This is a genomic window from Glaciecola sp. 1036, from assembly GCF_050306235.1.
GTDB lineage: Bacteria > Pseudomonadota > Gammaproteobacteria > Enterobacterales > Alteromonadaceae > Glaciecola.
On the sequence record NZ_JBLWFH010000005.1, the window covers coordinates 164,709 to 177,700 of the forward strand.

Annotated in this window: 7 protein-coding genes and 3 pseudogenes; 5 read left to right on the plus strand and 5 right to left on the minus strand. The window is 44.8% G+C overall.

The window, feature by feature from the left end:
- Positions 1 to 236: 236 nt before the first annotated feature.
- A pseudogene (locus ACNKW3_RS09350) lies at positions 237 to 884 on the plus strand (IS256 family transposase); the annotation flags it as partial.
- A gap of 105 nt (positions 885 to 989) precedes the next feature.
- On the opposite strand, the gene ACNKW3_RS09355 reads toward ACNKW3_RS09350, so the two are convergent.
- Complete coding sequence (locus ACNKW3_RS09355; protein WP_427399028.1) at positions 990 to 1,352, minus strand: TNT domain-containing protein; 363 nt, start codon at positions 1,350 to 1,352, stop codon at positions 990 to 992.
- Here ACNKW3_RS09355 and ACNKW3_RS09360 point away from each other — a divergent pair.
- Positions 1,351 to 1,518 (plus strand): hypothetical protein, encoded by a 168-nt coding sequence (locus ACNKW3_RS09360; protein WP_427399029.1) that lies wholly within the window; start codon positions 1,351 to 1,353, stop codon positions 1,516 to 1,518. The two genes, ACNKW3_RS09355 and ACNKW3_RS09360, sit on opposite strands and share 2 nt — an antisense overlap.
- A 269-nt stretch (positions 1,519 to 1,787) precedes the next feature.
- Here the strand turns inward: ACNKW3_RS09360 and ACNKW3_RS09365 are convergent.
- From ACNKW3_RS09365 to ACNKW3_RS09380, 4 genes and pseudogenes are all read right to left on the minus strand, one after another.
- Positions 1,788 to 1,893, minus strand: a pseudogene (locus ACNKW3_RS09365) (IS5/IS1182 family transposase); the annotation flags it as partial.
- 60 nt (positions 1,894 to 1,953) lie between these two features.
- Positions 1,954 to 2,595, minus strand: coding sequence for a hypothetical protein (locus ACNKW3_RS09370; RefSeq protein WP_427399030.1), 642 nt, complete (start codon positions 2,593 to 2,595; stop codon positions 1,954 to 1,956).
- 5 nt (positions 2,596 to 2,600) lie between these two features.
- Entirely contained in the window at positions 2,601 to 3,770 is a 1,170-nt protein-coding gene (locus ACNKW3_RS09375) for a hypothetical protein (protein ID WP_427399031.1), read from the minus strand.
- A 156-nt stretch (positions 3,771 to 3,926) separates the two neighbouring features.
- On the minus strand, positions 3,927 to 8,342 hold the full coding sequence (locus tag ACNKW3_RS09380) for a WD40 repeat domain-containing protein (RefSeq protein WP_427399032.1): 4,416 nt from the start codon (positions 8,340 to 8,342) through the stop codon (positions 3,927 to 3,929).
- A 232-nt stretch (positions 8,343 to 8,574) separates the two neighbouring features.
- On the opposite strand from ACNKW3_RS09380, the gene ACNKW3_RS09385 reads away from it, so the two are divergent.
- From ACNKW3_RS09385 to ACNKW3_RS09395, 3 genes and pseudogenes are all read left to right on the plus strand, one after another.
- Positions 8,575 to 9,831, plus strand: a complete 1,257-nt coding sequence (locus tag ACNKW3_RS09385) for a hypothetical protein (protein ID WP_427399033.1) — start codon at positions 8,575 to 8,577, stop codon at positions 9,829 to 9,831.
- A gap of 19 nt (positions 9,832 to 9,850) precedes the next feature.
- Positions 9,851 to 11,710, plus strand: a complete 1,860-nt coding sequence (locus tag ACNKW3_RS09390) for a hypothetical protein (protein WP_427399034.1) — start codon at positions 9,851 to 9,853, stop codon at positions 11,708 to 11,710.
- A gap of 193 nt (positions 11,711 to 11,903) precedes the next feature.
- Positions 11,904 to 12,866 (plus strand): annotated as a pseudogene (locus tag ACNKW3_RS09395) (IS5 family transposase).
- The last annotated feature ends 126 nt before the right edge of the window (positions 12,867 to 12,992 follow it).

Below are 12,992 nucleotides of genomic sequence, written 5' to 3' on the forward strand. Positions count from 1 at the left end.
GCTCCTAAGCGAGACTGTATTCAATTCTGGCAATGATCCATAACAGTCATTGGATAACTAGCCATGTATTGCCCGTTTCAGACTACAAGCTATAGTTCGCTAAATCGTAAATAGGTCACGTTAATAAGCATTAACGTCATCTATAAATCAGTAAAATATGCTAGAGACTGTAACTAATTTTGTGTAACTGCCTATCGTCAATTACTCTAGTATGAGATAAGGATATGTAAATGCAAATGAACAAGAAAGAGCTTGAAGCTTTCGCTAAAGAAGCTGCCAAAGGTATTAAAACCCCTGAAGATTTAAATGAATTTAGCCAAATGTTGAAAAAGGTCACTGTTGAAGCCGCACTCAATGCTGAAATGGATGAACATTTAGGTTACGAGAAACACGCGAAATCACTTGGCAAAAACAGCCGAAATGGCAAATCCAGTAAACGCATCAAAACTGAAGATGGCGAGTTTGAACTGGATACACCGCGAGACAGAGAGGGCTCATTCGAACCTAAGCTCGTGAAAAAACATCAATCCCGATTTACCTCGATGGACGACAAAATCCTATGGCTTTATGCTCAGGGCATGAGCACTCGAGAAATCGTAAACGCCTTTGATGAATGGTATGGTGCTGAGATATCGCCCACACTAATTTCACGCGTCACCAACGCCGTGATGGAAAAAGTGATTGAGTGGCAGTCCAGACCGCTCGACCCGGTTTATCCAATTGTGTACCTCGATTGTATTGTGGTGAAAATTCGACAAGATAAGCGGGTTATCAACAAATCTATCTTCTTAGCCCTTGGCATCAACACCGAAGGTCAAAAAGAGCTGATGGGCATGTGGGTAGCCGAAAACGAAGGTGCCAAGTTCTGGTTGAATGTGCTCACTGTGAATTTGCTTGACCACGTCAGGATTACGAAAACAGATTTAAAGGACTGATTGATAAGTAAGCGGAACTGCAACATACCGAGAGTTTGAGTTCCGCCACCATTTTTACTTGGCTACCTTCAAGTGTCCGCTATTGACTAGTTCCCTAACCGAAAGCGGCAGCTTATGCTGCATGCCACCACCTTTCATACCAAAAGCCGGCGCTGCTTGCCCGTGCCAATTAGGAATAGGCTTAACGACCTTGTAATTCGTGGTTGCCATACGTTCACTGCCGCGCGGCAACGAACGCTGGGTAAAGGGCGTTCCTTTTGGAGAAACGAACCTACCCGAGTCATCACCGATACGGCTGAGTTTTGCGCCGGGCGGAAGCACACCGCGAGTCTTAGTTACAAAACCATCATTCTTCGGCCAACCACCGTAAGATTTTATATTATAAGTGCGCGCTAATGGTTGACTTACTTTAGGCATGACAACTGCAGTTTTGAATGTACTTTTTACTGCTAAAGGCCTCATCGAATTCGCGACGGTTGCAGGCTTCGTTGTCTTTACGACAGCCTTTGCGAGCGCCGTTGCTGCTCCCGCATGGACAGGCGGGGATGCTATGGTTGTCATTGCCATGAGCAATAACGTATAACTGCAACATTTCTTCAGTTTTTGGTGAGAGATATTTATTTTCATAGGAAGTCCTCTAATTCAAAGGTCAATTATGAGTATGGTGAACAAATCACTACACTCATAGGTCTATCGCAATTGAGAACCATCAAATAAAATTTTTTTTTATATTTTTGTTCTAGCGTAGGCAAATTTCTTAACTGTCCAATCTTTGACAACTATTTCATAAGCGAAAGTTATGGAAGGTCCGAATAAGTCCTGCAATCTGCTCCTCAATCATCATCTTAACATTTAGTCCACGCGAACCAAGTTCGCCAACGTAAATAATATGGCCAATTGGCTGTCGTTTTTCTCCCTTATAGCGAGCTTTGATAAAGCCAAACTGGCATTTGATGATGCTCGTGAACAATCCTCATGTCCAATTGACATAGTGTTTTTTAACGCCATAGATGTAGGGCTAATCAGAACTAATTTCGCCGAATTCAAATGTAATACTCTTCAAGCTGGACCACTGCTCTTTAGTAAAGATACGGGTGGCTACAGCATCATTAGACCCTGTGGGCAATAAACATTCCATTACTGCCTGATCGCCGCCGGTTGGTTTCCAGGCAATAGTAATCGGATTTTGACACACGTCATCAACATGGATCCGGAAGCGCACGGTGATATCTCCGGTCATTGGATTAGTTCGATTCTCCAACATCACAGCCACATCACATTGCCGGGTTGGCACACTATTGCGTATAGGCTCATCAGCATTGTCGTCTTTATCGGAACTACTGGCCGCCAAAGCAGCAGGAACGCTGGGATTTATAAGCTTTTTCGGTGGAAACAGCTCAATGACATTGCCAAGTGAAGAAATATCATTTTCTTTGTTTAATCCGTTCACTTCCTTGAGGTGCTCATAGTAGGCTATTGCAGCGTCCATATTCTTTTCAATTAGCTCATAGTCTGAGTCGTTTAAGTCAGAAATATGCTTTATTGATAGAATTCTTCTTGCCTGTGCTAGCGATATAGGTGCAGACCGCCCTTCGCCAAACAGCATGTCTGCAATCCCTAGTGTTTCGTATATTTTTCGTTTCACAGTGTTCATTTTCATTGCACCTATTGCTTGGGTTTCTTGCCGGTAAGAAAGCTAATTAGCCCATCAAGTACTGTACCTGAGTCGTCAACACCTGCGTCTTCAAGTGCCTTCTCAAGATCGGCCAATACTCGTTTTATCATGTAGGGGATGTTTGTTTCCTTTATTTCTCTTTTAGATTCAAACTCCTCTCGAAGCGCCTGAGCGATTTTTTCATGTGAGTACTCTTCAACGTACTTCTGCAAAAACAGAAATTTATCCTCTTTCGACAAAGCCTTATCTAGAGCAGAAAATAAAAATTGAGCCTGGGAGTAAGCCTCAAGTGAACTAAAGTCTCCAGTGGCCGGATTAAAAGTCTCGCATAAATCGTCGTCCACATTTATATTTGATGTTTCGTCGTCTATTGATCCAATTCTGGACTCGCGATAAAAAGCATTAATAATGCGACCATGAATGGTATTAGAGAAACGACTACCATAGTATCCTAGCTCAGGATCGAATTTAGCTTTAATCTCACCGACAAGCTTATCTTGATTGAGTCGTAGCTGGACAAAGTCAGAAACAGCATTCTCGCCGAATTCTTCGTTGTGTTCACGAAGCTGTTTCATAGCCTGACTTCTGAGCACCTTACGCTCTTCTGGCGTAATACCCGGATCAAGCCATAAAATGGATAAAAATTTACGTTCAGCTTGCTTAACGTAAAAGTCAATTTCTTGATCAGTTAAATCTTCTGTTTCTAGATCACCTGCTATGTACTTGACAGTAGAAATTAGAAGAGAAAGTGAATCTTCATAGATGTGCAATGAGTATGATTTGAATAAGGATTCGTAATATTCGCCCGTGTTTACATAGTTCTTTGCCGCCTCGCTTACGAGTCTCTGAGGCCGATAAATTAAATCTATATAAAATGGATTGATCTTTTGTTTTTCGAGTAATTTTCCTGCGATCTCGCGTCGAGCGCCAGCGAACAGGCCATTAGACAAAGTTTCACTTGCTCTTTCAAACCAGGCTCGCCTTTTATCGTATGATGAGCTTAGCAATTCATTTGAAACTTCTGAAAGCAACTCTTCTGATATGGCAGGATCATTAATACTTTCATCCATGTAGACGCCAATATTCCGTTTTTCTACAATCTGGCTACCCAAATACAATTTGTCTTTAAGGTATTGTGCAGTTGACTTAGGCTTTTTCATATTAGTTTCCTTGTTTCTTATACTGCTAGCCTAGTATGAATTACAATATGTAATTTTCTACATATCATATGTATGAACCCTTTAGTTATATTTTTCATTTTCTTAACTTCTCCAAAACAACCAAGTCACAAAACTAATCCACCGATAACTATTTTTTTAAAAAGCGGTTAATTTCTTAAATCTGTCAACTAAATCTTCTGTGCTTGGTGCATAATCTAAGAGGACGCTTGGGTAATTTTCTAATGGGCTATCAATAATCAAAGATTCATCATCGTAGACCTTTTGTGGGCAACCTGCGTAATACTCTGAATTATCAAAATAATTATTCCGGTACTCATATTCTTTTTCTAAACTGGAAATATTCCAAATCTGACTTTGAAATCGGGTGAATATAAAAACAAAATCAAAATCCTTAGAAAAACCAAAACACTTAATTTCATCTTTGTCATAGACCCCGAATTCGCCAACCTTCTTAAAGCTTAATGAATCCCACAGTGCCATTGTCAAATATCCTTCTGCCATGTAGGTCTTCGCCAATAAATAACGTCCATTATCGCTGAAAGCATACTCGCCAGTATTTGTATCTGGGTCAGAATCTAAGTCGCCTAGCTTCTTACTGGATTCAACATCATAAATACTAAGCCTATGATCAATGGTCACGGCAAGCCTATTACCATCAGGACTAAAAGCTACCGCCCAAGTATTACTAGATTGATTTGAAGGAAACATTTCTAGTTTACTAGGCTCAGTGAAACTTGGCAATTGATACAATGATACACCTCTTTTGTCGTCCTTAACTACAGCTTCAGTAAGTTGCCGATTAAAATACACACGGGTCAATGAGGTGAAATCTTGTAGCTTCTGACAGCCATTTTCTACCGTCCACAACGGCATAAATACTGATGTTCTATTATCAAACAAAATCCGATTGCCATCAGAGCTAAATGTTGCATTCTTGTGTGTTTGAGAGAAATTACATATCGTATCTCCTGTCAAGGAGTCTATCATGTAGGTAGAATTTTCATCACTTAGTACAACCCGATTCCCATTAGGGCTAACAGCTAAAATTTCTGTGTAGCGCCCAAATTCATCGCGCTCTGCTAAAACTACTTTTGAATCTTTATCTATAACAAGAAGCTTTTTGCTCACTGCCACAAAAACTAGTTTTTTGCTGCCAAGTCTTGCTAACTCAATTGAGCGAACTGGAAATTCTAGGAAATCAAGCTCTAATTTCTCACTGCTTCCAGGGATTCTCCAAATTTGAATCCCATTCTGTGTGGCTGTAAAAATTTCTTTGCCGTAGTCTTTTACAAAAACGCTCTCACTGCCACCCAAAAAGTCCTGAGAATATCCTATCTTCCCAGAATAAGATCCAGTATATTTGTTCCAGAAACCAATCTGATTTTTCGATACTGAAAGCATATTTCTATATCCATCAACAAATTTATATTTCTGAGCACCTTCTACGTGAACTTTAGTTGGGGAATAAACATTACCATCGCCATTAAAACGCCAAATTTTTACCCCAATATTTGTTTCTGCCATGAGTCTTTCTTCATCTAAACTAATGGATATTCTTTTGGCAATAGCTCCGTATAAATGATAAGTTGAGGTCCGAGCTCCCGTCTTTGTATTGAACACGCCGATAGTATTATCAGATAAGCCTACGACTATCCTTTCTCCATTTGGGCTAAATATTGGAGTAGTCGTTGCTCTCAAGTCGTCACTTGGTGACGCGGTTTTGCCTCCCCTATCGTCAATGCTACCGACCATTAAGTGATCAATTTTACGATTCAAAGTATCCCACAGAACTACATTTCCTCGCTCATCTGAAGTTAGAATTTTTAATCCGTCTGGACTGAAAGTACCAGATGTCATGGGAAAGCGATGACAGCAAATATACCTCTTATTGTCGGAAGGTCTCTTTTCTTTAATAACGATGTGGTAAGAGTTATCAATGCATGACTGAACATTGAAATCCCAACAGCGACGCTTCTCTGGATAAATATAGAAATCCTTAAACCTGTCTACTCTAAACCCATGCTGAAAGTGCAAATCAAACCCTTCATGCCATAGTCCAGTCTCGGAATTGAAAACTACTATATGTTCGCTTCCCGAATGCCCTTTTCCCAAAACTATGAAAATATCTTCATCATCGTGACCAAAATATGAATCTATATACTCTAGTCCCCAGTCATCATTTGCAAAAAAACTTGAGAGCTGATTTGGTTGCTTCTTCCCCACGAGAGATAATGAATGAAAGGACAACCCTGCGTTAAACAAGAAAGCTTTTTCTCCGTTACTACTAAAAGATATTCCGAACAGTTTGTTAGGAAAAGGTCTTATCACGGAGACAATCATATATTCATTGAGGCTTTTCAACAGCGCTAATTTCGCATCATTGACGAATGGACGTCTTTGCATAGTGGGTTTTGAATAGTCAGGCAGGGCCTTCAAAGCCAGCTTCCCTGCAGCCAGAGAGTTGCCTGATTCCATATATTTTTCTGCTCTACTTGCCAAGAGTCGACTTTCATTCTTCAGGCTATAATTTCTTTCAGACTCTGCAATCATCTTTTGCTGATCAGCTGTAATGGTCGAAACAGTTGCGGCCACCAATAGCCCAAACGCAAGAAATAATCCAAGAACCAGATGCCTAATAGTTCTCCGTTTTTTCTTTTTTATCCGAGAGCCAGTCCATGCCTTTATAATTAACCAATTTCGGATGAGCATTTCGTGAGTAAAGCGCACCCGGTTCTGGCTATCCGTTATCAGCCGGTACTCCCGAAAGCGATTGAGCAATGCCTGGTGTTTTGGTGCTTTGATACTGCTGACGTCACACGGTGTTTGGTACGCTGTACCGTTTTCAACATCGATGCCCAGTAGTTTATCGAACAGGGCGTAAAGATCGCGCTCCTCTCCTCTCACCACTACCTCCTTGTAGAGTTCATTTGCCCGGCTCTCTAGCAATTTACCTATCGAACCAATCGCCTCCCGGTAGCGGCCCAAGGTAAAACCCTCATTGAGCAGCTTCGCTTGCTTCAGGTAACGGTAAAACTCATCCAAGGCATACTGTAGGTGGGGTAGCGGGTCCTCCAATTCAGTCAGCACACTGAGAATGTGGGAAGTAAACACCGGCTCCACCACAATACCGTGTGCCCTAGCAGGGGCTTCAATAATCTGTTGATAGCTCTCAACGTGGGTCCGTACCTCCAGCTTCTGCAGCTCAAAGGGAAAGAACGCACCAGCCTCACCGGGTAGGTTTAACAGTACTTTGTAGCCACCAAACTCCGATGTGCGTACGGAGGAGAAGACCCAGACATCGAGCCCATCGTCGCGGTGCAGGCTACTCCAGTGTGAAAGGGCAGATACCACTTGGCTGAAGGCCTGAGCCTGGGCTTTGGAGATGCTACCCATTCCCAGTTCTTCAGCCTGGTCAATGACGATGATCAGGCGTTTACCACTATTTACCTGAGCGATAGAATTGAGGCTGGTGTCGACCGCCTGATCAGGTGACTGAATCCAATTCAGGTCGCTCAGGTCGGTTGGTGCATAGGGTTGCAGTAAGCCCACCAGAAAGCTAAGCGGGTCGCCGCCACAGTCGGCGGGGCGGATGACGATCGGTTCCAGCCCACTAACCCAATGCGGGAGTAATCCGGCTTCGACGAAGGAGGATTTGCCGTTACCGCTATGACCAAAAATGATGGCGTGCTGGTTGGTGCCCGTGGCGGTATACACCTTCAGATCCTGCAGGGCCCTTGCTATCTTGTCTTCCCGACCGAAGAACAGCGGGCTGTTTTTAAGGGTGAACTTGTTCAGGCCCCGGTAGGGCGAGGTATCTGCTGAGGGCGCCGGCAGTGCATCAGGCACAATGGCTTCCACCGCGTCGGCCAATGTCGTTACGGCGACAAAGCGAGTGGCTAGAGGCAGCTGTTTAAATTCGCCAATGAGGTCGTCTGGGATGCTTTCCCTGCCACACGCCGGGTAGAAGCAGATCAGCTCGTCGATCGCCATCCGGCCATCGGCTTGCTGCATCCAGTCCAATAAGCCGCGAAACTTGGCAACAACACCCTGAACCGGCTGCACCTGCCCTGAGGGGTCGATGGCACCGGTGGCGGCAATAAGGGTATGGCTGAAACGTTGCTGTATCGCGGGGAACCTCGGTGGCGCCCCGACCACATGAAACCCGGCAAGGTGTTCCAGCTGATACAGGGCATAGGTTAGCCCGGCACTGGAACCTTTGATAGGCGCCGGAAGATCCGCGGGTAGATAGAAGTCCGCCTCATATACCCACCGGGTTAAATCCATGAGCACCGGGTAGGTATTCAGGATGGCATGCGCAGCGGTCGTGGCAACCGTGGACTGTCGTACAAAATTAGTGGGTTCAAAAGAGGTTTGAGAGCCGATCGACTTGGTGGATGCTGGGAAGACGTTAACGCCAGCAATGGAATGTGGGTGATCAGCATTAGGCCGCTGTACATGGAGGGGTTCAAACCGTTCGGTGAGCTCAACAACCCAGCCAGATTCCTCTTCCTCGATCATGTTCCTATCTTCTACCAGTAATACCACATGCATGAATCAGCTCCGACAATCCTAGATACTTAATTATTACAAAGATACTACCAAAACTAAAATTTTGTCGATACAAGATGGAAGAGGTGTCTTCCGAGCCTAAAGCGTTATGCCTTGGACTAATGGTTATTCAGGCAGCTCTTTTCATACAGAATCGTTTTTAGTTTCTTCCATTCCGATGCGATAGATCTGTAGAACATTAAATAAATCCCATCTAATTCATTAGGAGATTGCTATGAAAACCATTCGATCGCTTTTAACTGTGCTAGTCTGCATCCGTGCAGTCTTTTGGACGACTTTAACCAATTCGGACTATAGCGTGGTGCGAAAGCACCCGCATACCCTCCGGGGACTGCAAAACGTTGGACTGTTGCTGATTGGCTTAATGTGTACTTTATTTGGCCTGCAATACATGGCGCTTTCGAGTTTTACTGGTGACTACACATTCAGCCTTGTCGCTGCGACTTTGAGTGTATTCGTTCTGATAGTTCTGGATCGCACGGTACTCGATTCTCATAGTCATGATGAGGGACGCAAAGAGCACCTGCTGGAGACCGACCCGAAATCGCTAGAAATAGACAAGATAAAAAAGAAAATTGCCTCGACAATGGTTGTTCGCATTGGTATCGGCGTCACGATCGCGTATATCGCCGCCACACTCTCTATGTCAGATCTTCTGGGATATGAGGTCGGTATCGAGAGAAAGGCGTTAGAGGCGGAGTTGAATGCGGCCTCCGTTGACAAGATGAACTACTTTCGTGATGAACAATACGCCATTGCCGCGACTATTGAGCAGCAAATCGAAAGTATCGAGGGTGAGTTGACCCTTGCTCGTGCCAAAGAGGGCGACCTGCGTAGCCAACTGGTCGCCGATGTGAGAAAGCTTCAGAAAGAGCGCGAGCAATTACAGGCGGACCAGGCATTCGCACAGCAATGTCAAGCAGCGGAGTTGGCCGGAAGAATTGAGCGGGACTGCCGGAATACCGGTAGGGCCGGCCGTGGTGAGATCTATGTTTTCTGGGGTAAAAAGAAGACGGCAATCGAGACGCTGATTGGGCAGAAGACGACACTGATTGCGGAGAAGCAGGGCGAGATAGCTGAATCACCAGAGCGCCTCACTCAATCGCAATCATTGCTGCGGCTGTCAGAGCTTCGCGCGAAGCGCCAAGGCATTCTGGAAAACACAGAGTCCGAAATCGAGCGTATGAAAAGCCAGTTTGCAGCGAGTGGTGAGTGGCAGCCCGTCGCAGACGGCGGCGTGATGGCGATTGGCGACCTGATTGAGCGTATTTTTGAGAAGTCCTCAGACACGGCTGTAATGAACCTGTTCTTGCTGAAGCTGTGGGTGATGGTACTGGAGCTCGCGCTTTTTGCGGCGAAGCTGTGCGGTACCACGAAAGAATACAGTCTGGCGTTATATCGGGAGACCCAGCGTCGTCGCTGTGCGGACGAGGGTGTGAAAACAGGTCAGGTTTTGCCTTTGGCTGTCTAGCGCGATTTAGGGGGTACTTATGTTGGCTAAAGACTTTTCAAGATTATGGCGCCCAGTTATCTGGGTGCCTATTTATGTGATATCAATCGCTGCAGGTATTGCCCATCATTACTGGACTCAATGGGCCATAGACTACAGTAACCGGGTTACGTCTGAGCTACGCCCTATTGTACCGAGTATCGACTTCGTCATGCCTTACACTTCACGCAACTGGTTGCCATTACCATGGGCTGAAGAGCACACTCTGGGCGAGGCTTCCGAGCGTATCGTAAGTTCAATAACCGATAAATTCCGGGAACTCCGTAACGATTCAATGGGCTCCATCAGTTGGGATCGTTTTCAGCTACTTGCTACTCAATGGAATGCGCGACGTATATTGTGTACAGATTTTGATGCTAATGGCATTCACTTCGATGACTGTACAAATGCATCTCAGATGCCTGTCGCTTGGATCGAGCGCTTTGAACGACATTTTGATCAAGACTACTATATTGCCGAAAATGGGTATGGATTGACGTTCGGGCGCCGAAAAAGTCGTCTCGTCGAATATTGTAATGTTACTCCGATCGAAAGTAAGGTTTATTCAGTAGATGTTCTCGCATCCCCAGAGCTATCCGCTTTCTATCGTAAAGCTCTTACTAGAACTATCGGGCCTCTTTATCAACAGCCGATTCAGGAAATCGAACCAGGCGATTGCGTTAAGAGACGTGTAGTAGCTTATGATGCGGATCCTCAATCACTGTTTAACGCGACGCCTGTGGATGTAAAAAAAGAGGCCTGGTTTTTTGAAAACTGGCGTCGATATCATGCTACTTGGCTTAATGATTCCGAGCAAGTTCAAGCGCTTATCGCTTATTTCTTTAATGCGGTGCAAGCTTCTACTTGTATGATTGGACATGATGGAGGGTGGCTAGCTATGGAGGCGCTCAACGAGTGCAACCAACAACTACCGGTTACACTAGCAATGGACCTTGCGTATCCGTCTTCATTATTTTTCGGCGCCAACTACCCTGGCTTCTCTGGCTACGAGTACTACGTTGATGAAGACAGTGTGCTAAATCGACTAGCCTTGGACCAAATACTTGAAGAGGCTCGCACGTTAGCACACTTGGTTACTGCTCAATATGAGTTAGCTAAAGTGTGGTCGGATCAACAACCGAGATTTGAGTTAGGTGGTTACATAGAGGACACTTCAGGACCTTTCGTATTAGGCGTATCGATTGCGAACTTACCGAGGAAAACGATCTATGATGAGCTTGTGGAGTTACCTAACACCGGAATCCTCTATCAAATAAATGACCGACTAGTCTACTCTGTTGCAGATGTGCACGAAGCACTAACAGCTCTCGGTGACTCTCTGGGCATCAAAGCATTAGTCGATTTGAGTATATATTCCGAAACTCCGACTGTGGTGGATGCCGTCTATCGTACTAGGTTTCGTTTCAATACCTATGCATCTCAAAACTTTAATACCAATATCTCTGAGCTCGAGCAAGCAATTCACGGATTTTTGCCATGGACAAACCTGTGGTGCCTTGAAGAAAAACAGTGTGCATGGATGAAAGACCAAGAGCTTGCTTATGCACGACAGATTGACCCCGAACGATTTAAAGCAGTGACATTTACAGGTGAACTTGTTGGTTCAATCATTACTCCATTTGCAACTTTAAAGATGTTCAAATGGTTTAATCGCGGAGCCCGCTTATCTGTCTTATCTCGCGTAGCACTGGGAGGGTTATCTGAGGGGGCTACCGAGTTTGGATATGGTTGGGCCAATCAGGCTCCCAGCGCCAATATGACATATAAGTTTGAATCTGCAACCGCTAATGCTAAAACTGGATTTTTATATGGAGCAGCTTTTGGATTTTTGCCACATTAAAAATAATTGTTAACACCTATCCTTGAGATCTGGGCTTTCCATTGAAATTGGCATATTTGCTCATTGACCCGTTCGGAACGTCTTATGGTAGTTCAGTTTTTTAAATTAAAGATTCAATTTACTAGGGAAGATGCGAACAAGTCTCTGATATGAGGTCATAGGGGTACTGTAATCCAGCAAGTACCGCCGACTTATGGGCCACCAATTGACCTTTGCCGATAGTGAGTTTGCTAACAAGCGCCGTCTGACCCGTAATGAGATATACTTATCCCTGATGGATAACCTGTTGCTGTGGTCTCAACTGCTGGACGTGATTGAGCCGTGCTATCCGAAGACGGGCGGTGGCCGCCGTTCCTACCCACTGGAAACCATGTTCCGCACTCATTGCATGCAGCAATGGTCACTTTAGTGATGAAGCGATGGAAGATGCGTTATATGAAATTGCTTCAATGCGCCAGTTTGCTCAGTTGTCACTGGACAACGCTATTCCAGACCGCACCACCATCATGAGCTTCCGGCACTTGCTAGAAAAACACAAACTCACTCGCAAGCTATTCAACACCGTTAACCAATGGCTGTCTGAATGTGGTGTGATAATGACCCAATGCACCTTGTTAGATGCCACGATAATTGAAGCCCCAGTTCCACCAAGAACAAAGACAAGCAGCGCGACCCGGAGATGCACCAGACCAAAAAAGGCAATGAATGGTACTTCGGCATGAAAGCCCATATTGGTGTGGATGCCAAGAGTGGTCTGACCCATACGCTGGTGACCACCGCGGCCAACAAGCTTGATCTGAACCAGTTAAACAACCTGTTGCACGGCAACGAAGAATTCGCCTCTAGTGATGCCAGTTATCAGGGGGCAGAAAAACGAGAAAAGCTGAAAAACAAAGACGTGGAATGGCTGATTGCCGAACGCCCCGGTAAAGTCCGGGCACTGAAAAAGCATCCCCGCAAAAACAAAACCGCCATCAACATCGAATATTTAAAAGCCAGTATCCGGGCAAAAGTGGAACACCCGTTTCGCATCATCAAATGCCAGTTTGGTTTTATCAAAGTTCGCTATAAGGGATTGATGAAAAATGACTCACAGTTAGCCATGCTATTCATCTTGGCGAACCTGTTTAAAGTAGACCAGATGTTACTACGGTAGCAAAGATCTGTCTGAAATCCGGGAATGCACCAGATTAGGGGCTAAATCCGGCATAAAACGATGGTATTTCGACCTAAACTGGAAATTTAGCTTTCAAAAATCAGACTGCCCGTGCAACGGATCAAT